Here is a 23,975-nt window from a genome sequence, read left to right as displayed (position 1 = left end):
TTTTTGTCCGGCAATAGTTTCAGCAACATAAGTTCCTTCATCTTCTGCTTTGTGCGCCAACATAGCACCTGTAATCACATCTCCAATGGCATATACACCTTTAACAGATGTTTCCAAGTGTTCATTCACAGGGATTTTTTTACCACGTTCTTCTACGGTAATTCCGATTTTATCTAAGCCTAAACCTTCAGTGTAAGCTGTACGGCCAACCGCAACAATGCAGTAATCAGCATCTAATGAAATGGTTTCACCTTTTGGTGTTTCAGCGGTAACGGTAACGGTTTTGCCTTTTGTAGTTGCGCCGGTAACTTTATGCCCCATGTAAAACTCCATGCCTAAGTTTTTCTTAAGCACACGCTGAAGCTCTTTACCTAAACCCGCATCCATGGTAGCGATGATCGATGGTAAAAACTCAACCACAGAAACCTTAGTACCTAAACGGGCATAAACAGAACCTAACTCTAAACCAATAACACCACCACCAATTACAACCATCGATTTTGGCACTTCTTTAATATTTAAAGCTTCGGTTGACGTAATGATGCGTTTTTTATCAATTGGCAAAAATGGCAAAGCAGTTGGTTTAGAACCTGTGGCAATGATTACATTCTTAGCCGTTAAAGTTTCGGTAGAACCGTCTTCTTTAGTTATTAAAACAGTGTTTTTATCTACAAAAGATCCAACACCTACGTAAGAATCGATTTTATTTTTTTTGAATAGATAAGTAATACCGGCCGTATTCTGAGCAACAACATCGTCTTTACGGGCGATCATCTGTTTCATATCAACTTTTAAATCTTTCAAGTTGATACCGTGGGTTGTAAAAGTATGAGCAGCGTTATGGAAATGCTCAGAAGAATCTAACAAAGCTTTAGATGGAATACATCCTACGTTTAAGCAAGTGCCTCCAAAAGTTTTATATTTTTCTATAACTGCAGTTTTTAAACCTAACTGAGCACAACGGATTGCGCCAACATAACCGCCCGGCCCTGAACCGATAACAACGACATCGTATTGCATAATTTCTTTAGAATTTTGATTGCCCAAATGTAGGTAAAAAAGGCGGAAAGCTGAAAGTCAAAAGCTTAAACACTAAGTACAAAAAGAACAATTTTACAATGAAAATGGATTGCACAAAGAATCTTTAATACCATTCTAATTTCCAATATTAGAAGATGGCAAATCTGTGATGTCTTAAATTAAAAAGCGATAAGTTTAACTGATTAGGATAGCACTCCCTGCTCCAAAATGTAATTTTTCACGTGAGAGAAATTTAAGAATAGCTGATCGGCAATTTTTAATTTTTGGTGTGCCCTGATGTTATTCTGAATCGCATAACAAGTAATTCCTGCGGCAACTGCAGATTTTACGCCATTTAAGGTATCTTCAAACACGATGCATTCTTCTTTTGCCAAACCCAATTTTTCTACACAGATATTATAACTTTCCGGGTCGGGTTTACTTTTCGAAACATCCGTTCGAGTAATAAAAAGTTTGAAATATTTAGCCAGACCATTTCGTTCAAAAACCGCTTCTACATCCATTCGGGGGCTTGCTGTAACTACCGCAAGGGTCAATCCTTTTTCATAAAAATACTTTACAAAATCTAAAGCATGAGGCATCAGTTCAATATCTTTTGTTCTGAATCCTTCAAAAGTTAATTGTTCACGCCTTTCAATAAAGCCATCCAGCACTTCCGTAATTTTATACTTTTTGATAATTGTATTGGCATTTTGGGGTAAAGGAATTCCTGCATAATTACTTAACCAATCTTTAAAATCGAGTGTTACCCCATATTGATCCAAAAACTCATTCCAACAATTAAAATGAAATTTTTCTGAATCGATTAATGTTCCATCTAAATCAAATAATAATGCTTTTATTTTACTCATTCGTTCCTTCATTTTGATCACTGCTTACTGTATTTCACAGCTTTAATACCTTTTCTAATCGCAAAAATTTTCTTTAAACTTCTTCACCCGACGACGGACTTCTGACTATTTTACAACTTCAAACAGAAAAAATTGTTGAATCTGCGTTTTACCGAAATTGTTATCTACACAAAAAACCAATGATTCGTGTCCGTTAGCCAATCTCGGGCCAAACGTAATTCCTTCAATATTATCGATGTGCATATTTAAACTGTCAAAGTCAAAAAGTAATTTTTTAGTTAGTGGTTTAGGTGGATTTTTTAGGAAAGAGGAATTGTTGATTACATTTTCCGCTCCGTTCAAGTCAACCAAATAAAGTTTCACGAATGAATGATCATCCCGCCCTTTTGCCCAGGCCCGTTCCATCACTATAAGCGTATGATTATTTATGGCCAGTATTTCAGAAATACCATTTAAATTCCAGTCGCTTTCAACCGTGGGTTTAATGGGTAACGCATCCAAATTGTAGGCATACTGAGCTACATTTCTTTTATTTGCTACATCAAATTTTAAAATTCTGGTTAATGCTCCATCAAACTCAAAGTGAGATTGTTGACCATCCTGATAAAGTGGCTCTTCCAAACTGGCGTACAAAGTGTTGTACTGATCAGCATAACTTAATCCCTCAAAAAATGCATTTTTACGCACACCATAATTTTGCTTGGTAATGTGGAAACCAACAGGCAATGGAACGGTATCGAGGTATTTTCCTGTCGTAGAAATAAAAGTTAAAGCGGGCTGAACAATGGTTGTATCAGTTTTGCGAAACAATCTTTCCCCCTCATTGCTCCAAACAAAAGTTTTTTTTGTTGGATTGTAACGAACGGATTCTCCATCGGCTTTTGAGTTTTTACCAAATTGATATTTGGAATATTGGGTTCCATCTTCCTGCAATATGAATGTTACTCCAGTGACCTGAACAGTATCTATTTTATTGTCTTTGATGGCAATTTTTGCCGTGTAAATCCTTGCCGGACTAAACTGTGATGGATCATCACTGATCATATAGTATTGATCATTCTGTTCGTCGTAATCGATACCGGATAAACCTCCAACCAATGTATTTTGAAAAGTACCATTAAGTGGCATGATGTACTCACTTAAAAATTTGATTGATGAAATATTGCGTTCCTTTTGCTTCGCCACATTTTTTGTTGTGGAACAAGCGCTTAGAATAATTGCAACAGTAAAAAGGAGAAGGGAGATTTTAGAAGGTATTTTTTTCAAATCGCTTTTTTTATTGCAAAAGTATCGAAATTGATGAAATAAATAAGCCGTTCCAAAACATGAAACGGCTTTAATGTATTTACTTTGAGTAATTAGAATAATTTTCCGATCACGCGATAAGAAATATTGTTTCCATCCACTACTTCTTCGTAATAAACATCATTTGGAGAAACAAAATATTTCTCATTTTTGATGGTTACTTCTCTACAGCCTTCTGGCAGTTGGGCAATAATTTCGCCAATTTGATGGGTATCAACCGGCCCATCGGTGGTATTCAAAATCCCGTCTTTTCCTGCTACAATATAAACCGTTGCACCATCAGCATTTTGCCCCTCAGTATAATAAACGCCTTTATATTCGTAATAATCTACGCCATCAATGGTAACCAAATTTGCTTCTTGTGGCAGGGTTGGTACTTCTGCACCAACGGGTGGCACTACCACTTCGTATTGATTGTTATTTTGCTGGTAAAATAAACCTCCGGAATAATAAAACTGATTAGGGCCATAACTAAAAGGATAATAGCCATACGGCAATACGCCAATTCGGAAACCTAAAAACGGTCTGTAAAAATTGTAATAACTATAATATGGACGATAATAACCTCTTCCATAACCCAGACGATTGCCATATCCAAATCTATAACCAACACCCGGGCGATAGCCTGGCCGGTTATAGCTATAATCAGAACGGCCAGATCTGATACCTCCACCGTTCGACCTCGGCGCATAACCATTTCTGTTTGGTGTTTGAACAGATGGCCCTCTGGATATAGATCCACCTCTGGAAGGTGAAACCGAACCTGAGCGACCACCTCCAGTTGAAACTCCGCCCCCACCTGCTCTACTTGGCCGTTGAGCAAGAACATCTTCCGCATTTAAAGTTGTAATCATCGCTGCTGCAGCAAAAACCAACAATCCTTTACTTAATAACCTTTTCATGTATGTGTTTAATTTAATATCTGTATGACGATGAAAAATGATGAAAGATTACGCCTTTACATTATTTAACTAAATTTTGATAAAATCATGACCAAGCCAATTTCACAGCTAACAAACCTTTTACGGGATGTTTTTTCTAATCAGTTCTTAATCGCCTATATTTAAATTTTATTATTCTAAAACTAATCCCAAATGAACTTTTTAAGATTTTTTTTGTTTTCTATTTTGTCTGTTTGTTTCTAATGAATTGTTGGCTCAGCAAACTGATTCGGCTTTTGTTAGAGAAAACTACACCAAAATAGAACGCCAAATCCCCATGCGAGATGGGGTTAAACTTTTCACGTCGATATACCTACCCAAAAATCAAACCAAAAAATTTCCTTTCCTAATTAACAGAACTCCTTATACTGTAGCACCTTACGGAGAGGATAAATACAAGCTGAGTTTAGGAAATTTCCCTGCGATGATGAGGGAAGGCTTTATTTTCGTTTATCAGGATGTAAGGGGAAGATGGATGAGTGAAGGTATTTTTGAGGATATTCGTCCGCAAACCACAAAAAAAGGCAAGACAGCTATTGACGAAAGTACCGATACTTATGATACCATTGATTGGTTGGTTAAAAACATCAAAAATAATAATGGCAAGGCAGGAATTTATGGAATTTCTTACCCGGGATTTTATTCTACTACCTCATTACCCAATGCACACCCTGCACTAAAAGCTGTTTCTCCACAGGCGCCAGTAACCGACTGGTTCATGGGCGACGACTTTCACCATCGTGGAACTTTATTTTTAATGGATGCGTTCAGCTTCATGAGCAGCTTCGGTGTTCCGCGACCACAACCGATCACACCTGATAAAGGTCCGAAAGGTCTTCAATTTCCTATTCAGGATAATTACAGATTTTATTTAGAATCAGGCTCGATAAAAAACCTAAAGGATAAATACTTTGCCGATAGCATTAAGTTTTGGAACGACTTGTTCAAACATCCAAACTTAGATACTTTTTGGAAAGCAAGATTAATTACTCCGCACTTAAAAAATGTTAAACCAGCGGTTATGGTGGTTGGTGGTTTCTTTGATGCAGAAGATGCTTATGGCACTTTCGATACTTACAAAGCTATTGAGAAACAAAATCCGGGTGCAAATAATATTTTAGTTGCCGGCCCTTGGTTTCATGGTGGCTGGGTTCGCAGCGATGGTTCGTATTTTGGCGATATTCAATTCGGAAAAACAACCAGTATAGATTATCAAACGCAATTCGAGCTGCCTTTCTTCAAACATTACTTAAAGGGAGAAGGCGAATTTAATGCAGCTGAAGCTAATATCTTTGTAACAGGCTCGAACGAGTGGAAAAAATTCGCCAGCTGGCCACCACAAGATGTGGAAAGCAAGAACCTTTATTTACAACCCAATGGAAAACTAAGTTTTGAAAAGGTGAAAAGAACAGATAGCTGGGATGAATATGTGAGTGACCCGAATAACCCTGTTCCGTATCAGGATGGCGTTCAGGCCAAAAGAACCCGGGAATATATGATCGATGATCAGCGTTTTGCAGCCCGCAGACCGGATGTAAAAACTTACCAAACGGATGTACTAACAGAAGATATTACGCTAACTGGCCCTGTATTAGCCAATCTCGTAGTTTCTACCACCGGAACTGACGCTGATTACGTGGTAAAATTAATTGACGTGTATCCTGAAGATGCGCCAAACCCAAATCCTAACCCTAAAAATTTGGTAATGGGAGGCTATGAGATGTTGGTACGCGGAGAAATTATGCGTGGAAAGTATCGCAACAGCTTCGAAAAACCTGAAGCCTTTACGCCTGGTGCAATTACTAAAGTGAATTACCCGATGCCAGATGTAGCGCACACCTTTAAAAAAGGACATAAAATGATGATTCAGATTCAAAATTCCTGGTTCCCGTTAGCCGATCGAAATCCACAAAAATTTATGGATATTTATCAGGCAGAACCAGGCGATTTTCAAAAGGCAACACATAGAATTTATCATGATGTGAATAACAGCTCTTTTGTTACGGTATCGGTTTTAAAGTAAATTTGATAAACGCGATCGTCATTGCGAGGTACGAAGCAATCTCCATTTCGATCGCACTTAATTTGTTTGTGAGATTGCTTCGTGCCTCGCAATGACGTAAATAAATATTAAATGAAAAAAATACTTACAGTTTTAGCTATTGCGCTTTGCATGACAAATGCTCAGGCACAAATGCTTGGCAAAAACCAGGTGAACTCAAGAGCAGATAGTTTACGTGGAACACTCACACCTCTTCGTACCTGTTACGACATTAACTATTACCATTTAGATGTTAAAATTGATATCGATCAAAAGTCTGTAGCGGGGAGTAATGAGTTTGTATTCACCGCCACCCAGGATTTTAATAAATTACAATTTGACCTTTTCGACAATTTAAAAGTAGAAAAAGTAGTTTACCAGGGCAGTGATTTGAAGTTTTCACGTGAGTACAATGCTGTTTTTGTAACCTTCCCTAAAACCATCAAAAAAGGAAGTAAAGATAAATTCACGGTTTTTTACTCAGGGAATCCGCGGGTGGCTAAAAACGCACCCTGGGATGGTGGTTTTATTTTCAAGAAAGATTCAGCGGGCAATCCTTTTGTTTCTGTCGCCTGCCAGGGCCTTGGCGCCAGTGTTTGGTGGCCTAATAAAGATCATCAAAGTGATGAGGTAGATAGCATGCTCATCAGCATTAGCGTACCAAATACCTTGCAGGAAGTCTCCAATGGCAGATTAAGAAGCACAGTAGAAAAACCGGGTGGATACAAACAATACAATTGGTTTGTAAGCAACCCGATTAACAACTACGATGTATCTTTTTATATCGGAAAATATGCACACTGGACGGATAGCTTTGACGGCGAAAACGGAAAACTAAGCATTGATTACTGGGCTTTGCAAGTAGATAGCGCTAAAGCTCGTCCGCATTGGGATGCTGATGTGAAACCCATGTTAAAATGTTTCGAATATTGGTTTGGTCCTTATCCCTGGTATAAAGATGGCTACAAATTGGTACAAGCGCCACATTTAGGTATGGAACATCAAAGTGCAGTGGCTTATGGCAATCAATTCAAAAAAGGCTATTTAGGAAGAGATTTGAGCGGAACCGGCCATGGTTTGAAGTGGGATTTTATAACTGTTCATGAAAGCGGGCATGAATGGTTTGGGAACAATATTACGAGCAAAGATATTGCTGATATGTGGGTACATGAAGGTTTTACCAATTATTCTGAAACACTTTTTACAGAATGTACTGATAGTAAAAAATCAGCTGATGAATATGTGATTGGCATCAGAAGAGGAATTAGCAATGATATTCCAATTATAGGCCCTTATGGTGTCAATAAAGAAGGTTCTGGCGATATGTATCCAAAAGGTGCAAACCTAATTCATAACATTCGCCAGCTAATCAATAACGATGAAAAATTCAGGCAAATTTTGCGTGGTTTAAACAAAATTTTCTATCATAAAACCGTAACCACTGCTGAAATTGAAAATTACATCGCAAAACAAAGTGGGTTAAAGCTTGATAAGGTTTTCGATCAATATCTGAGATACACTAAAATCCCGGTATTAGAATATAAAATTGATAAGGGAATATTGTCGTACCGTTGGCTAACGGATGTAAAGGGCTTTGATATGCCTGTGAGAGTAACCTTAAAGAACGGCACCTATTCTTTAATCAAACCCACAAATGATTGGAAAACGATTAAAGTTGATACCAGTATAACTGCTGATAACTTCAAAAACGATCCAGCGTTTTACATCGATATCAAAAAGGGATAGACATTTTTAAGGGAGAGATTAGATAACTGCATCAGCTAGGAAAAAATTCAACAAATTTCTTTGCTGATGCAACTTTTCAATAAAATGATCGTCTTATAAACAAAATTTAAGTCACAACCAGTTTAAGTCCATCCTTAAATAGTAAAAAAATTATACCTATGAAAAAACTATTCACACTCTTATTTACAGCATCAACATTGTTAACCAGTATTAATGCAATGGCGAATGACCAAATCAACATCACTTCATCAAAACATAGCGATGATGATAGAGACGTCAGAAATTTTAACGGCATTGCCTCTGCTGGGCCGATAAATGTTGTGGTTACATTGGGCAGTAAAGAGAGTTGCCGATTGGAAGGTGATTCCGAAGCCATCGCAAGCATCATTACCGAAGTTAAAGGAAATGTGTTAATTATCCGCCCTCAAAACAGCGTAACCAGCTGGTCTAGAAAATATGAGGGCAAAGAAATAACGGCTTACGTATCGGCAAGAGAATTAGCCAGCTTAACCATGAGTGGTTCTGGAAACATGGTGGTTAACGGAAAAATCAGCATGACTGATTTAACAACTACCGTGAGTGGTTCTGGAAGCATCAAAGCAACTGCAGATGTTGATCACTACAACGGTGTAATCAGTGGTTCAGGATCGATAAATATCACCGGAAGTGCAGATCGTGCGAAAGTCGTGATTAGCAGTTCAGGGGCTTTTGAGGGGAAAGGCCTTGCAGTAAATGATTTAACTACGACGATCAGTGGTTCAGGAACAGTTAACATTAAGGCAGATCAATCCATCAGGGCAGTCATCAGCGGTTCAGGAAGCGTTAATTATTCTGGAAATGCTACTGTAGATAAAACCATTATCGGCTCTGGCAGAGTTAGAAAAATTTAAGGATTAAACATTTATTTTCAACGCCTCGGAGAAATTCGGGGCGTTTTTTTTTTCGAAAAGCAATTACAGTATTTATTTTAGCGTTAGTCCCGCTATCGTTTCAAGTCCTCGCTCGTTCCTCGCTGTGGGCTTTCCACTTTATCGGGTTTATACGGCACAGCCTGATGATAAATCTGAATTTTCTGGCGATTTCAATTTTTTATTTATTAAATTATCTGAGTTAAAACATTCAAAAGTAAATCACTAATGACAAGAAATTTATTCCTTGCAAATAGAATAAGAGAGGTTCTTTTAAATGGAAAGTGGATTGCCAATACAAATTTTAAAGAACAGATAATTAATGTAAACTGGGAAAAAGCCGTTCAAAAGATAGGCAACATAAATTCAATTGCAATGCTTACTTTTCATATTAATTATTATTTAGATGGATTGTTAAAAGCTTTTGTAAACGGTAAACTCGAAATTAATGATCGGTTTAGTTTTGATCTCCAGCCGATCACATCAGCGGAAGATTGGAATAATCTCGTAAAGGATTTCATCAGCAATGCGGAAAAATTTGCAAACGCAGTTTTAGCGCTCGACAACAGTCGTTTGGATGAAATATTTATCGATGAAAAATACGACACCTATTTACGAAATATTGAAGGTGTAATTGAACACAGTTATTATCACCTTGGGCAGGTTGTGCTCATTAAGAAAATGTTTGATCTGCAGTAAAACATAATGGAAATTCATCCGAGAGGATAAATGATAACCTTACTTTGTACAAAATTGGCCGACCATCAAATAAAAACAACAAGAATATAATGAATACTAATCCCCAAGTTGACCTCTTTTTTACCACTGCAAAAAAATGGCAGAAAGAAATGCTGCAATTGAGAGAAATCCTACTCGACTGCGGTTTAACTGAAGAATTAAAATGGAGTAAACCCTGCTACATTTACCAGGGAACAAACATTATCGTTATCCAGGGTTTTAAAGATTATTGTGCCCTGTTGTTTTTTAAAGGGATGTTAATGAGCAATGTAAATGGTATTTTAGTTAAAACAGGCGAAAACACACGTGTAGGTCGGCAGATCCGATTTACTAATAAGGAAGATATTATCGCAATGCAGGCCATTATTAAGGCCAATATTTTCGAAGCTATTGAAATTGAAAAGACAGGATTAAAAGTGGAAGCCGCAGCGCACGAAGAAATGAAACTCACGGAAGAATTCGAAAGTAAACTCGCGGATATCCCAAACTTGAAAGCTGCTTTTAACGCATTAACACCTGGCCGCCAGCGGGCTTATCATATTTACTTTTCAGCCCCCAAACAATCAAAAACCAGAACTTCCAGAGTAGAAAAGTACATACAGCAAATACTTAGTGGTAAAGGTTTAAATGATTAGTAAACCTAAAATTGCACACCAATAACCGTTAAATTTTCAATGTAGTTTATTTTCTGGCTTGCTTTATCAAATTCATCGTAACCGGTGGTATGTACCCGGGTTAAATTAGTTGCCCCGAATTTGGTAGAATTTTGCAGGTACACATGTTTCCAAACATAAAATTTCAATCCAATTTTTGCAGATACACCATAACCTGAAATACTGAAGTGGTTGTTTCTGCCTAAACCGAAAAGATGAGCTTCCGTTCGTGGAACCATTAATCCGCCTCCTATTCCCGTTTCTAATGTTAAAGAAGTATTTCCACCAGGTGCAACCCAAATATCGTCGTACCGTTCCAATTCTACATTGGCATAGTTAAAACCGTCGGTATGCTCATAAGTTAGCATGCTTTCTTTAACATTAATGGTTTGACCATTGTATGTTCCGGCCATGGCTCCTGTCGATACATTTTCGGGTGTAATATTTGCGCCGATGGTTCCGGTAATGGCAACAGCTTGAGGGATATCCATTACATATTTCATATGATCCCAGCCGACTGAGATACTGTAGTTATCTTTAATAAAGTAACCTACGCGAATATTATATTGTGGAACGGTAATTAAACTCGGGTTTAAATATGACCAATTGAGTTTCGATTGCCTGTCGTGTGCCGCTACATCATGCAGCGTGAAATCATAATTCGGCCCCTGAAATCTGATATCACTTTTACCATACCATGAATTATTATAACCCCAATGGAAATAAAAATCTCCTTTTCGGGAAAAATTTCTTTTGTTTTCTGGGTTGAATAAACTTTTTGAACTGGGTGTATTGTTGATAGAAGAAGTTTTCAACTCTTGTGCATGCATCCGCTTGCCAAACAAGAGTGCTAAAAATAGGATCGAGAATTTTTTCACGGCGCAAATTGAGCAAAAACCGCTATCAATTACAACATCTTTAACATTTTGTAGTTGCCGATTTACAAAAAATGACTTTGAAACATTAATAACAAATTAGAATCTGGTGTAAACAGCAAATTGTACGATACTATTATTGGTATGGTTTGTCGTGTTTTTCACCGCCTGATTCATGTAGCCAAGTTCCAGATCTATCTTTTTTGAAAACCGATAGCCACCGGCGAGATAAAGCCTGTTTTGATCAAAAACACTTTTGTTAATTTGATCTTTATTTTGAATATTCAAAAAAACCTCATTCTGCAAAGCTACAAATACGCCCCAATCGAACGTTGCCGCTGTTTTTTGTAGCGGTTGAATGAGTCTGAAGAAATAACGAAAGCGTTGCGCAAAAACATCCTCATTGGTACGCTCTATAAAACGTTGTTCTACCCTTACCCTATGGCTGGCAAAAATAGAGCTGAGTTTATGATTAAAAATATACTGCTCAAAAATACGGTGTTCATGAAGGAAAGTATTCGAAGTACCCTCCACCTGGTTTTGGGTAGTTTGCCATAAATATCCCAAAGCCACATTATGATCTTTATTGATGAAATATTGTAAAGCTGGTCTGATCAAAGTATTTCGCACATGATCCCAATCATCAGCAGAACGAATTTGGGCATCAAATTGCAAACCCCATTTCTGGTTAAATTTGGTGTTGTTAACAAACATGAACCAACCTGAATTCTGGTATTGTGTTTGAGCAAAAAGCTTTCCAGTTATCCCCAGTAAAAAAATTGTGGAGAGTATTAATTTTCTCATGAATATATTCGGTTTATCTGTTTGCCGCTAAAATAATAGAATTCGAAGAAAGACTTCTATTAACATTTAATTAATATTACTTTAACAATATCTTGACTTTAATGTTAGCCATAGCAAGCATTATTTAAATTTCATTTAGCCGTAAGGAATTAAAAATTTATCTTCGTTAAAGATTTGGCCTTTACAGCACAGTGTGAAAAGCTAATTTCGACATTACAAAACGTAAAATAAGAACAAAATGATTATTGAACCGAGAATGAGGGGCTTTATTTGTTTGACTGCACACCCTGATGGTTGCGCTCAAAACGTAAAGAACCAAATTGAATATGTTAAATCAAAGGGTGCGATTAGCGGGCCTAAAAAAGTATTGGTAATTGGTGCTTCAACAGGCTTCGGTCTGGCATCCAGAATTACCGCAGCTTTCGGTTCGGATGCTGCTACCATTGGTGTATTTTTCGAAAAAGCACCTTCGGCAGGCAAAACAGCTTCTCCAGGTTGGTACAATAGTGCAGCTTTTGAAAAGGAAGCACATGCCGTTGGTTTATATGCGAAAAGTATTAATGGCGACGCCTTCTCGAAGGAAATTAAGGCAAAAACCATTGAGTTAATTAAAGCTGATTTAGGTCAGGTTGATTTAGTAATTTACAGTTTAGCTTCGCCGGTAAGAAAACACCCTGATACCGAAGTTTTACATCGTTCTACACTAAAACCAATTGGTGGCACATACACCAATAAAACGGTCGATTTTCATACGGGCAATGTGAGTGAAATTTCTATCGAGCCTGCAACTGAAGAAGATATTGCAAATACCGTAGCCGTAATGGGTGGCGAAGATTGGGCCATGTGGATTGATGCTTTGAAAGCAGAAAATCTGTTGGCTGAAGGTGCTACAACCGTTGCTTATTCATACATCGGCCCCAAATTAACTGAACCGGTTTACCGTAAAGGCACCATTGGCCGTGCTAAAGATGATTTAGAAGCTACAGCATTTACCATCGCTGATCAGTTGAAAGATATTAATGGTAAAGCATACGTTTCAGTAAACAAAGCTTTGGTTACACAGGCTAGTTCTGCTATCCCGGTAATTCCTTTATACATTTCATTGTTGTACAAAATAATGAAAGAAGAAGGTATTCACGAAGGTACAATCGAACAGATTCAGCGTTTATATGCTGAGCGATTATATACGGGCGGCGAAGTTCCTGTTGACGAAAAGGGAAGAATCAGAATAGATGATTGGGAAATGCGTGACGATGTACAAACTAAAGTTGCTCAACTTTGGGAAGAAGCTACAACCGAAACGCTACCTGCTATTGGCGATTTACAAGGTTACCGCTCCGATTTTTTAAGTCTTTTTGGTTTCGAAATTGATAAAGTAGATTACCAAAAAGAAGCAAATGAGGTGGTAGAAATTGAAGGACTGGTAGATTAGTTGCCGTGTGGAGCTTTTTCAAAATTTGTACCGTTAAATAGTTTATGAGGCTGGCTGATTAGCCAGCTTTTTTTATATCAAAAGAAATGATTTTCGATTTACAACCTACCCTGGAAGATGAGCTGATTAAGGCCGTTCCTTTGAAAGCCGATGACTTTGAAAAGTTATATGCAGTTGCCTCCGACCCACTTATTTGGGCACAACATCCAAACAAGGATCGGTATAAACGTGATGTTTTCGAAAACTTTTTTAAGGGCGCTATGGAATCTAAAGGCGCTTTTATCGTCTACGATCAGGCCAGCGGCAATGTAGTTGGCAGTTCAAGATATTATGAACCCAATGAAGAAAATCACTCTGTTGCGGTAGGCTATACCTTTATTGGTCGCGATTTTTGGGGCAAGGGACATAATGCTGCCTTAAAAAAACTAATGTTAGATTATGCATTTCAATTTGTTGAAAAAGTGATTTTGCACATTGGCGCCACGAACTATCGATCTCAAAAAGCAACCGAAAAACTAGGTGCAGTAAAGGTCAGTGAAATCGAAGTAGCTTACTATGGCGAACCAGTAAAATGGAATTTCGAGTATCAAATTGATAAAGTTCAATGGAAGAACAGGTAATATCTATTCGCAAATCACCTAAAAATGACATAAGCGAAGCCTTATGCAGATACCGTTAGTGCTTAATGGAATAAAGTCGTGTTTTAGTTTTAGTATTGTTATATTTGCATTCATCTCCATTTCCACTCATCTTTAAAAAAACAAAACAAGTAAATATATATGGCTAAATCTCAGGCAACATACAGTAAAAAAGAGAACGAAAAAAAACGACTAAAAAAACAAAAAGACAAACAAGAGAAAAAGGAAGAGCGTCAGGCTAATGCAAAAAAAGGTTTAGCGCTTGAAGATATGATGGCATACGTTGACGAAAACGGAAACATCTCTTCTACTCCACCAGATCCGAAAAAGAAGAAAGTAATCAATACAGAAGATATCCAGATTGGTATTTCGAGACAAGAAGATATCATTGACGAAAATCCGGTTAAAAAAGGAACAGTAACTTTCTTTAACGACAGTAAAGGTTATGGTTTCATTAAAAACACTGAAACCCAAGATAGTATTTTTGTTCACGCCAATGGTTGCGTAACTCAAATTAAAGAGGGCGACAAAGTTACTTTCGAAGTAGAAATGGGCCAAAAAGGACCAACTGCAGTTAAAGTTTCTAAAGTTTAGTTCTCCACACACCCAAACGGGCACCGTAAAAATTCTGCAGAAATTTCTGCTGCGCAAGGTTTTATAACAATATAATTCCGTCTATTAAAGATAAAACCTAGCGCAATTTTTTCTTTCCTTAATACTCATTTCTAGAAAACCAGGTTTCAGTTGGCTTCGGCAAGTCCAATCCCGCCATCGCTACTAGTCCTCATTTCGCTATGCTCCATTCCGGGCTAACCGCTCTGTCGGGTTTAGATGGCAAATAAGATGCGCTTATTAACTTTTGCAACAAGTATACGTTCACCAAATGTTCGTATGGTAAGTGTGATAATTTTCATTTTCGTTAAGGTGAAACACACCCACGCCTGTCTTTCGCCGCTTTGATCGTTTAATAGGTACTAGAATGACCATAAATCAACGACATTAATTTATCAAAAAATAAAAATTTAAAATTTTCGGTGTGGAATTTGTGCTTCACGCACATCATAACAGCACACACAAAGAAAAAACATTATGAAAAAGTTAATAGCAATTGCACTCGTTGCATTTTTGGGTCTTTCATCGGCAATGGCTCAACAAGTAGATTTACGCAGAAAAATAAGCGTAAGCGGTTCTGCAGAAACAGAGGTTACACCAGACATCATTTACATTGGTATTTCGTTAAAAGAGTATTTAAATGGCAAGAAAAAAGTAGAGATCACGGAGTTAGAGAAGCAACTTTATGCTGCTGTTCAAAAAGCAGGTATTGCGAAGGAAAATCTAACCATCAGCAATTTAAGCAGCTGGAACTACGCAACAGAGAAAAAGAAAAATCCTGATTTTTTAGCCAGTAAACAATACCGTTTGAAAGTTGCAGATTTAAATAAATTCAATGCCATTCTAGAAGAAATTGATGCAAAAGGAATTGCTAACACCAATATCGAAAGCTATGATTATTCAAAAATAGAAAGCTTAAAAAAGGATTTAAAAATTAAAGCATTATTGTCGGCAAAAGAAAAAGCAACTTACATGGCTGAAGCTCTTGGAAACAAACTGAACGGTGTAATTGAAATACAAGATGGTGGCGACAATATTATACAACCCGTTTATAGAAATTACATGATGAAATCGGCAATGGCGGAGTCGGCAGATGCAGCACCTGAAATTGATTTCAAAAAGATTAAGCTAAATTTCACAGTAAATGTTGTATTTGAGTTGAGTCCAGATTTAACAGCTAAAAAATAAGATTTAAAACCTACCAGAAACATTTTGGTAGGTTTTTTGTTACGTAGACATCGAAACACTAAAAATTTAATTATTATGAAAAAATTCGTTTACACTTTAGCATTGATCTTCACTTTAGGCATTAGTTTCAACTCGGTACAAGCAGCTAACAAGCCGGCTAAAAACCCAACTGAACTTACAGCTGAGCAATCTGCACAATTAGAAAGAATTAAAACCCGTGTGGAAGAAATCAGAGACATGGACAAATCAAACCTTACAAAAGCAGAACGTAAGGCATTACGTAGCGAATTGAGAGAATTGAAAGGTCAGGCTCGTGCAGTTTCTGGAGGTGTTTATCTTTCAGTTGGTGCCATTATCATCATCATCTTATTATTGATTTTGATTTTATAATCAGAAAAACATTATCTACCTATAAAAACAAAAAGCTTTGCAGTGATGCAAAGCTTTTTTTATGGGCTTATATCTTTGTCTGACGAGGAGAATCGATACAGGTTCTAATCAATCATATCAAAGCCTGTGTATTTTACTAAAGCCTCCGGAATTTTAATTCCATTTTCAGTTTGATAGTTTTCTAAAATAGACGCCACAATACGTGGCAATGCCAAGGCACTTCCATTTAATGAATGCGCCAATTGTGCCTTACCTTCTTTACCTTTAAAACGAAGCTTTAGGCGGTTGGCCTGGTAAGTTTCGAAGTTTGATACAGATGATACTTCTAACCAACGCTCTTGTGCGGCACTCCAAACTTCCATATCGTAAGTCATGGCAGAAGTAAAGCCCATATCGCCACCGCACAAACGTAATACTCGATAGTGCAAACCAAGTTCCTGTAATAATGACTGAACGTATTGGCTCATTTCTTCCAGTGTTTCATACGATTTATCTGGATGAGTAATTTGAACCACCTCGACTTTATCGAACTGATGTAATCGGTTTAAACCCCGAACGTGGGCGCCATAAGAACCTGCCTCTCTACGGAAACATGGTGTATAAGCTGTATTTTTAATCGGCAAATCTTCTTCTTTAACAATTACATCGCGATATAAATTTGTAACCGGAACTTCAGCCGTTGGAATTAAATATAAATCATCAATAGTTGAATGATACATTTGTCCTTCTTTATCTGGCAACTGGCCAGTTCCGAAACCCGATGCTGCGTTAACTAAATGAGGTACCTGCATTTCTTTATATCCAGCTTCAATAGCATGATCCAAAAAGAAATTGATTAAAGCACGTTGCAACCTGGCTCCCTTTCCTTTATATACCGGGAAACCGGCACCCGTAATTTTTACGCCTAATTCAAAATCAATAATGTCGTATTTTGCAGCCAGTTCCCAATGCGGTAAGGCTTTGGTTGGTAATTCGGCAGGTGCACCGTGTAAATAAACCACTTCGTTTTCCTCGGCCGTTGAACCTTTTGGAACCAAATCATAAGGTAAATTTGGCAACTGTACTATAGCATTAAACTGAGCAGTTTCCAACTCATTTAACTTTTCAGTAAGGTTTTTAATATTTTCTTTATGTGAACCTGTTTGTGCCTTAATGGCTTCAGCCTCATCCTTTTTCCCGGCACGCATTAAATCGCCAATTTGTTTGGCGGCTGCATTTGCTTCTGCGGAAATACGATCAAGAGTGGTTTGAGTGGAACGGCGGTCTTCATCAATTTTAATAACCTCATCTACCAACTCTGGTTGTTTAAAGTTACGTACACTTAAACGTTCTAAAACTTTCTCTCTATTTTCACGGATATAATTAACTTGCAGCATTATTTAATTTTTTTACAAAGATAAGATTGATTACGAATTACGAGTTACGATTTTAGATTTTTATGCCCATGGTTAACCCAATCCGCAAACTGAAATCTTAAATTTAGTTATACGTATGGCAATCGTAATTCGGAAATCTAAAATCGAAAATCAAAATGGGCAAACTATTTCTCGTACCCACGCCAATCGGCAACTTGGAAGACATGACTTTTAGGGCGATCCGTGTTTTAAAAGAATGTGACTTAATTTTGGCTGAAGATACCCGAACAAGTGCACCAATGCTCAAACATTTTGGCATCGATAAACGTGTTTTTTCCCATCATCAGCATAACGAACATAAGGCTACTTCCGAAATTATAAAGTTTTTGCAGGAAGGACAAAAAATAGCCTTGATTTCAGATGCCGGAACGCCTGCTATCTCCGACCCAGGATTTTTCCTCGTTCGCGAAGCGATAAAAAATGATATTGCTGTAGAGTGTTTACCTGGTGCTACCGCTTTTGTACCGGCCTTAGTCAACTCAGGCTTACCAGCTGATGCTTTTTGTTTCGAGGGGTTTCTTCCGGTAAAAAAAGGAAGGCAAACAAAGTTTAAAAAATTAGCTGAAGAAGAACGTACCATTATACTTTATGAAAGTCCGCACCGTTTACTAAAAACCCTTGAAGAATTTGCACAATATTTAGGCGCTGAGCGACAAGCTTCAGTAAGCCGAGAATTAACTAAAATGTTTGAAGAAACCGTTCGCGGAACTTTATCAGAAATAAAATCTCACTTCGAAAACAATACTTTAAAAGGAGAATTTGTAATTTGCATTGCAGGAAAAGATTTGAGCAAGGATAAAAAAGCCAAGAACAAATACGATGATGCAGAAGATTAGCATCAATAAATTACCATCAATCAATTTTTAAAAACATTATGATTAGCATAGATAGATTTTTAAGTGACGAACAAGACCCTAAAGCGGTTGAAAAAGTTATTGGAAAATTAAACGACCTTTTAACTACAAGTGAGGAAATATTATACCTCGCTGTTCAGAAAAAACCAGCTGTAAACTTGCTACCAGATAGTATTGCTGTTACCAATAAGCGCATTTTTTATTGCGAGCCAGGCAATCTGGGATTAACGATGAATTTTAAAGATATTTCCTTAAAAAACATTAAGGAGGTATCGTTCAAAGAAGAATTATTTGGGTCGAAATTTATCTGCGTGCCACAAACAGGTGAGAATATTGTTACCGAATTTATCCCTAAAACCCAGGCAAGAAAATTATATCAGGCTGCCAATGAGCAATTAGAGGAATATAAAGAAACTTTACGCCAGCAAAAACTGGAGGAAGATAAAGCCAATGCACCAGCACAGCCTGCGCCTCAGCCATTTGCAGATTTTGGTTCAATTGAAGCTCCTGCTCCTGTGGCTGAACCTGAGCCGATTCAAATTGCTGAGGTAGTTGAAGAACCAGAAGATGAAACCACTCTGAAACTTCGTAAATTAAAAACCTTGTACGATAAACACCTGATTACGCAGGAAGAATATGAAGCAAAGAAAGGCGCTATACTAGATAGTTTGTAATATTCGAGTGTCAGATTGAGTTTGTTGCATACTTTATTGTATTCGACAAGCTCAGCATGACAAATCTCAAAAAAAATGAAATCCAACAAAAACTATCCCTTAGCCCTACTTAGCGCATTTCTTCTTTGGTTAGCCTGGCCACCAATGCCATTTACAACACCTTTGTTGTTGATAGCATTGGTGCCCTTGTTTATTGCACTCGATTCAATTTTTAACAGCGATGCCGAAAAAAAAGGAAAAAAGGTTTTTCTCCTCGCAGGAACTACGTTTCTTATTTGGAACACTGCTTCAACTTATTGGGTATATAATGCAATAAAAGCTTACAATGGCACTTTTGTAGCCATTCCTGTTTCCCTAATCCCTTATGGATTGGGTGCTTTTTTAATGACTTCAGCATTCTGGTTGTTTTATAGGTTGAGCCGGTATACAAGCAAAAAAGTCGCCTACTTCGGACTGGTTGCGTTTTATATTGCGTTGGAGTACCTTCAGCAAACCTGGGATTTAGCTTTCCCTTGGATGACACTAGGAAATGGCCTGGCTGGCATGCACCAACTGGCGCAATGGTATGATTACACGGGCATATATGGTGGTTCATTATGGATTTTAGTCAGCAATATCTTAGCGTTCGAAGCTTACAAAAAGTTTAAATCTGATAGCGGCTATCTTAAATACAGGGCAATAGGAATTTGGGCATTGGTTCTAATTATTCCAATTTCCATTTCACTCATAAAATATTTCAATGCCGAACAGCAAGGCACTCCAAGCAATGTTGTAGTGGTACAGCCCAATATCGATCCCTACAAAAAGCTAGGTGACATTCCACCGTCAGAGCAAATTAAGATCTTAACGCATCTGTCTGATTCATTGGCACAGCCCAACACCGAATACATCATTTGGCCGGAAACCGCTTTACCGATTTACGCTGATGAAGATAAAGTAAGGACCTATCCAGAAATCACAGATTTGCAGCAGTTTTTAAATAAGTATAAAAATGGATCGCTAATCACTGGAATTGAAACCATTAAAATTTACCCCGATAAAAGAACTGTTTCTGCAAAATATGATGAACGAAGTGGTCAGTACTGGGATAATTTCAATGCCGCCATGCAATTGGAAAACTCAGCAAATATCCAGTTCTACCATAAATCAAAGCTGGTTCCAGGAGCCGAAAAAATGCCTTTTCCTAAAGTATTTTCTTTTATGGATGGTGTATTTTCTGAACTGGGCGGAAGTGTAAGCGGTTGGGGTTGGCAAGAAAAACCAAGTGTGCTTTATGCCCAGAGCGGAATTGGAGCCGCCCCGGTGGTTTGTTACGAAAGTTTATGGGGCGATTGGATTGGCCAGCAAGTTAAAGATGGTGCTCAATTTATTGCCATCATCACGAACGATGGCTGGTGGGGCAATACCTCAGGAAAAGATCAGCATGAAATGTATGCAAAACTAAGGGCGATTGAGACACACAGAGATATTGCCCGATCTGCAAATACAGGGATTTCATGTTTCATCAATCAACGGGGAGATATCACTCAGCATACAAAATGGTGGACCAGAACTGCGCTGAAAGGCGATATTAACCTCAACGATGAAATTACGTTTTATGTAAAAAGTGGTGACATTATTGCGAAGTTCTTTTGTATTGTCGCCATACTTTTAGCCTTAATTATTCCGTACCGAAAATGGATAAAAAAATAATTTACCATAAAAACTACACCTGGGTGTTCCTGCTGATCATCCTGATCTTAAATATTGCATTTGATCAGATATCAAAGTTTATTGTTCGTATGGAAATTTCTGATTATGAACACATCGTTTTAATTAAAGATTTTTTTACGTTGACTAAGGTTGAAAACAGCGGTGCTTTTTTAAGCCTGGGCGACAGTATGCCCTATGCATTCCGGTTAATCATCTTAACGGGCTTACCACTATTGTTTTTAGGTTATGGCCTTTACTATCTTTTTTCGAAACCTAACCTACCAGCAAGCATGCAAATTGCCTTGTGTTTCCTTATCGGGGGCGGTATTGGTAACTTGTACGATCGCATTGTTCATGGCTCGGTAACCGATTTTATGCACATGAACTTTCAAATTTTTCAAACAGGTGTATTTAATATCGCTGACATTTCCATTATGATAGGCGTTGGAATTTTATTCATTCAATCGCTAAAGGCTAAATTAACGCCGGCTGACTCCAGTTCAACCGAACACGAAGTTTAAAAACTTCACCAAATGTTAACCAATAATTGCATTCTATATACAAACATTAGGTTATATTTATTGTTAGAAATCTAATCTCAACAAAAAAATAAAATTAACATGAAAAGAAATGCAACAGCCGTATGGCAAGGTTCTATTAAAGAAGGTGCGGGTAAATTAACTACGCAAAGTACTACATTAAGTGATACACAGTATTCATTTAATTCACGCTTTGCTGAAGGAGTGGGCACCAATCCTGAAGAATTAATTGCCGCTGCACATGCAGGCTGCTTTACCATGAAACTTTCAGCAAATTTGGCTGAAGCGGGTTTTACTGCTACAAAACTGGAAACAAAATGTGAAATCAACCTTGATCCATCCAAAGGAGAAATTGTTGAATCACATTTAACACTCACTGCAGAAGTGCCAGAATTGACTCAAGAAAAATTTGATGAACTGGTAGCAGATGCGGAAAAAAACTGCCCTATTTCAAAATTGCTAAATACATCAATTACTGTTGATGCTACCTTAGCCTAATTAATATCATCCAGCTTGCCAACATTTTAGCAGGCTGGATACTAAATCAAATCAAAAGCCCTGGCATAATTGGATATCTCGAAAGAGGATTTCGTGTTTAATTTCTCGCGAATATTTCTTCGGTGTGTATCTACAGTTGTTGATGAAATGCAAAGCTTGTTGGCAATTTCTATTGAGCTTTTACCCAAGGCCATTTCACGCAGAATAGTTTTCTCACGTTTGCTTAAACGCAAAAAATTAGCATAGTGATTTCTTGAGAAATCATTTTCTTCTAAAATTCTTTGTGCTTTATTAGCCATATGGTGCATGGCATCTACAGGAATAGAAACTGTTATCGTCATCAAAGGATGTTCTTCTTCATCACGCATGAAAATTTTAATGCTCGATAGATACCAATGCCAGTCCTGTGTATTCGGAAACTTAACTTGCTGGTAGAAACTCACTGTTTCATCATCTGAATTACGCTGCATCAAAGCGGCAATTTTCGGCACGTAATCCAATGCATCATCTGCGTTAAAATATTTTGCATGGTAAACCTCAGTAGGCAATGAACAAATTTCATCCAGAGTAGTATCCAAAAGCTGTAAACCATTTTCAGACATATAGGCGATGGTCCAGTTACGCAGATCATGAAGAATAACTACTCCAGGAATATTATTGAAGGTAGAAATATGCATACTAATCTTAACGCACATTTCAGGGGTAAGATTTTGATTGTAAAACTTAACCATAATTGAGAGATAGGGATGTTAACCATCGTTAATCTACTCACTATTAGATACATATCCAATAAAAAATAAAATTTATTGACTTATATCAAATGTTTCCCTACAATTGGCATCCTTCTTCCCATACCAAATGCTTTTGGTGAAACCCGAAGTATTGGCGGGGTTTGATAACGTTTAAACTCCGCAACATTAACCATTTTTAATATTCTATTCACAAGTAGTTCATCAAAACCCTGTGCGATAATGGCCTTGGCACCCTGCTTTTTCTCTATGTGTTGATATAATATCTTATCCAGAATGTCATATTCAGGAAGTGAATCAGAATCTTTTTGATCTGGTCTTAACTCCGCTGAAGGTGGTTTTACAATGGTATTAAGCGGAATAATTTCTCTATCCTTATTGATGTACTTCGCCAATTCGAAAACCTGAGTTTTGTACACATCGCCAATTACGCCAATTGCACCACACATATCGCCGTATAATGTGCCATACCCAACCGCACATTCACTTTTATTCGATGTATTCAGCAGGATATATCCAAACTTATTACTCATGGCCATATTAACAATGCCACGTATGCGGGCTTGGATGTTTTCTTCTGCCAGGTTAAAAGGCAAACCTTTAAATGCAGGTGCCAGTATTTGATCGAACGCTGCTGCAACATCTTTAATCGGGATAATTTCGTGCATGCATCCGATGTTATTTACTAAATCCATCGCGTCCTGAACGGAGTGATCAGAAGAGAACTTTGATGGCATTAAAACAGACATTACATTTTCTGCACCTAAAGCCCTACAGGCTAACGCACAAACCACAGCTGAATCAATTCCGCCTGACAAACCTAAAACCGCCTTTTTAAAACCTGATTTAGTGAAATAATCTCTTATCCCTAAAATTAATGCGTCGTGAATTTGTTCAATATCAGTGAGGCGTTCTGCTTTCGGATATTTATTGCGAACATTTTCTATCTCAGCCAAATCAAATACCTGAAGATCTTCTTCAAAATATTTCATTTCAGCTTTCATTTCACCGTCAGCATCAAAAACCAATGATCCACCGTCGAAAATAATTTCAGTTTGTGCCCCAACCTGGTTCACATAAAACACCGGCAAATGATATTTTTTTGCATTATCAGCCAAAACCTTTATGCGCTCATCATCATGTGTATACGAAAATGGCGACGCCGCAATGTTAATCATCACATCTGGCTGTTCTTTAATCAACTCATCCATCGGATTTGAAACATACAGCGGATTATCATTAATGTTCCAGAGATCTTCACAAATGGTTAGCGCAATCCTTTTTCCCTTAAAATCGATGCAGTTAAAGTTTGTAGCAGGCTCGAAATAGCGGTATTCATCAAATACATCATAAGTTGGCAACAACGCTTTCCTGGCGATGAGTGTGTACGT

24 protein-coding genes are annotated in these 23,975 nt (G+C 37.6%); 15 read left to right on the top strand and 9 right to left on the bottom strand.

Annotated features, from left to right (window positions below; genetic code table 11):
* The 4 genes from ON09_RS12170 to ON09_RS12155 all read right to left on the bottom strand — a co-directional run.
* A partial coding sequence (locus ON09_RS12170; protein WP_010601346.1) for a dihydrolipoyl dehydrogenase family protein occupies positions 1–1,020 on the bottom strand: 1,020 nt, incomplete at its 3' end.
* Positions 1,021–1,223: 203 nt separating this feature from the next.
* Positions 1,224–1,892 carry an HAD family hydrolase gene (locus tag ON09_RS12165; RefSeq protein WP_010601345.1) on the bottom strand — a complete coding sequence of 223 codons (669 nt, stop codon included), beginning with the start codon at positions 1,890–1,892 and terminating at the stop codon, positions 1,224–1,226.
* A 105-nt stretch (positions 1,893–1,997) separates the two neighbouring features.
* Positions 1,998–3,158 carry an esterase-like activity of phytase family protein gene (locus ON09_RS12160; protein WP_157258942.1) on the bottom strand — a complete coding sequence of 387 codons (1,161 nt, stop codon included), beginning with the start codon at positions 3,156–3,158 and terminating at the stop codon, positions 1,998–2,000.
* A 92-nt stretch (positions 3,159–3,250) separates the two neighbouring features.
* The gene (locus ON09_RS12155; RefSeq protein WP_010601343.1) at positions 3,251–4,099 is read right to left on the bottom strand and encodes a DUF6515 family protein; all 849 of its coding nucleotides are present in this window, start codon (positions 4,097–4,099) and stop codon (positions 3,251–3,253) included.
* A gap of 316 nt (positions 4,100–4,415) precedes the next feature.
* On the opposite strand from ON09_RS12155, the gene ON09_RS12150 reads away from it, so the two are divergent.
* The 5 genes from ON09_RS12150 (at position 4,416) to ON09_RS12130 (ending at position 10,206) form a co-directional block, all read left to right on the top strand.
* Complete coding sequence (locus ON09_RS12150; RefSeq protein WP_010601342.1) at positions 4,416–6,161, top strand: CocE/NonD family hydrolase; 1,746 nt, start codon at positions 4,416–4,418, stop codon at positions 6,159–6,161.
* Between the two features lie 111 nt (positions 6,162–6,272).
* Positions 6,273–7,925, top strand: coding sequence for a M1 family metallopeptidase (locus tag ON09_RS12145; RefSeq protein ID WP_010601341.1), 1,653 nt, complete (start codon positions 6,273–6,275; stop codon positions 7,923–7,925).
* A gap of 158 nt (positions 7,926–8,083) precedes the next feature.
* Complete coding sequence (locus tag ON09_RS12140) at positions 8,084–8,815, top strand: head GIN domain-containing protein (RefSeq protein WP_010601340.1); 732 nt, start codon at positions 8,084–8,086, stop codon at positions 8,813–8,815.
* A gap of 246 nt (positions 8,816–9,061) precedes the next feature.
* Positions 9,062–9,532 carry a DUF1572 family protein gene (locus tag ON09_RS12135; RefSeq protein ID WP_010601339.1) on the top strand — a complete coding sequence of 157 codons (471 nt, stop codon included), beginning with the start codon at positions 9,062–9,064 and terminating at the stop codon, positions 9,530–9,532.
* An 89-nt stretch (positions 9,533–9,621) separates the two neighbouring features.
* Positions 9,622–10,206, top strand: coding sequence for a YdeI/OmpD-associated family protein (locus tag ON09_RS12130; protein WP_010601338.1), 585 nt, complete (start codon positions 9,622–9,624; stop codon positions 10,204–10,206).
* A gap of 5 nt (positions 10,207–10,211) precedes the next feature.
* Here ON09_RS12130 and ON09_RS12125 read toward each other — a convergent pair whose 3' ends face one another.
* Both ON09_RS12125 and ON09_RS12120 read right to left on the bottom strand, forming a co-directional pair.
* The gene (locus ON09_RS12125) at positions 10,212–11,102 is read right to left on the bottom strand and encodes a hypothetical protein (protein ID WP_029204300.1); all 891 of its coding nucleotides are present in this window, start codon (positions 11,100–11,102) and stop codon (positions 10,212–10,214) included.
* A 96-nt stretch (positions 11,103–11,198) separates the two neighbouring features.
* Complete coding sequence (locus tag ON09_RS12120) at positions 11,199–11,903, bottom strand: DUF2490 domain-containing protein (protein ID WP_010601336.1); 705 nt, start codon at positions 11,901–11,903, stop codon at positions 11,199–11,201.
* A gap of 238 nt (positions 11,904–12,141) precedes the next feature.
* Between ON09_RS12120 and fabV the strand changes: the two genes are divergently transcribed.
* The 5 genes from fabV to ON09_RS12095 all read left to right on the top strand — a co-directional run bounded on the left by fabV (position 12,142) and on the right by ON09_RS12095 (position 16,163).
* Positions 12,142–13,335, top strand: a complete 1,194-nt coding sequence (fabV, locus tag ON09_RS12115) for an enoyl-ACP reductase FabV (RefSeq protein WP_010601335.1) — start codon at positions 12,142–12,144, stop codon at positions 13,333–13,335.
* Positions 13,336–13,421: 86 nt separating this feature from the next.
* Entirely contained in the window at positions 13,422–13,955 is a 534-nt protein-coding gene (locus tag ON09_RS12110; RefSeq protein ID WP_010601334.1) for a GNAT family N-acetyltransferase, read from the top strand.
* A 159-nt stretch (positions 13,956–14,114) separates the two neighbouring features.
* Positions 14,115–14,567: a cold-shock protein gene (locus tag ON09_RS12105; protein ID WP_010601333.1), complete on the top strand. Its 453-nt coding sequence runs from the start codon at positions 14,115–14,117 to the stop codon at positions 14,565–14,567.
* A gap of 495 nt (positions 14,568–15,062) precedes the next feature.
* Positions 15,063–15,773, top strand: a complete 711-nt coding sequence (locus tag ON09_RS12100) for an SIMPL domain-containing protein (protein WP_010601332.1) — start codon at positions 15,063–15,065, stop codon at positions 15,771–15,773.
* A 75-nt stretch (positions 15,774–15,848) separates the two neighbouring features.
* Positions 15,849–16,163, top strand: coding sequence for a hypothetical protein (locus ON09_RS12095; RefSeq protein ID WP_010601331.1), 315 nt, complete (start codon positions 15,849–15,851; stop codon positions 16,161–16,163).
* Between the two features lie 104 nt (positions 16,164–16,267).
* On the opposite strand, the gene serS is transcribed toward ON09_RS12095, so the two are convergent.
* Positions 16,268–17,539 (bottom strand): serine--tRNA ligase, encoded by a 1,272-nt coding sequence (gene serS, locus ON09_RS12090; RefSeq protein WP_010601330.1) that lies wholly within the window; start codon positions 17,537–17,539, stop codon positions 16,268–16,270.
* Positions 17,540–17,694: 155 nt separating this feature from the next.
* Here serS and rsmI point away from each other — a divergent pair, with 155 nt between their 5' ends.
* The 5 genes from rsmI to ON09_RS12065 all read left to right on the top strand — a co-directional run bounded on the left by rsmI (position 17,695) and on the right by ON09_RS12065 (position 21,835).
* Entirely contained in the window at positions 17,695–18,414 is a 720-nt protein-coding gene (gene rsmI / locus ON09_RS12085; RefSeq protein WP_010601329.1) for a 16S rRNA (cytidine(1402)-2'-O)-methyltransferase, read from the top strand.
* 38 nt (positions 18,415–18,452) lie between these two features.
* Complete coding sequence (locus ON09_RS12080; protein WP_010601328.1) at positions 18,453–19,106, top strand: PH domain-containing protein; 654 nt, start codon at positions 18,453–18,455, stop codon at positions 19,104–19,106.
* Between the two features lie 75 nt (positions 19,107–19,181).
* Complete coding sequence (gene lnt, locus ON09_RS12075; protein WP_010601327.1) at positions 19,182–20,798, top strand: apolipoprotein N-acyltransferase; 1,617 nt, start codon at positions 19,182–19,184, stop codon at positions 20,796–20,798.
* Entirely contained in the window at positions 20,783–21,319 is a 537-nt protein-coding gene (lspA, locus tag ON09_RS12070) for a signal peptidase II (protein WP_010601326.1), read from the top strand. The genes lnt and lspA overlap by 16 nt, the downstream gene beginning before the upstream one ends.
* Positions 21,320–21,418: 99 nt before the next feature.
* Positions 21,419–21,835, top strand: a complete 417-nt coding sequence (locus tag ON09_RS12065) for an OsmC family protein (protein WP_010601325.1) — start codon at positions 21,419–21,421, stop codon at positions 21,833–21,835.
* A 41-nt stretch (positions 21,836–21,876) separates the two neighbouring features.
* On the opposite strand, the gene ON09_RS12060 is transcribed toward ON09_RS12065, so the two are convergent.
* Together ON09_RS12060 and ON09_RS12055 are read right to left on the bottom strand one after the other, a co-directional pair.
* A complete protein-coding gene (locus ON09_RS12060) occupies positions 21,877–22,566 on the bottom strand; it encodes a response regulator transcription factor (protein ID WP_010601324.1) in 690 nt (229 codons plus the stop codon).
* Between the two features lie 80 nt (positions 22,567–22,646).
* The coding region (locus tag ON09_RS12055; RefSeq protein WP_010601323.1) for an NAD+ synthase at positions 22,647–23,975 on the bottom strand (1,329 nt) is incomplete at its 5' end.

Source organism: Pedobacter agri PB92 (genome assembly GCF_000258495.1).
Classification (GTDB): Bacteria; Bacteroidota; Bacteroidia; order Sphingobacteriales; family Sphingobacteriaceae; genus Pedobacter; species Pedobacter agri.
The sequence above is the reverse complement of the archived record's forward strand: the minus strand, read 5'-3'. Positions and strand labels throughout refer to the sequence as shown.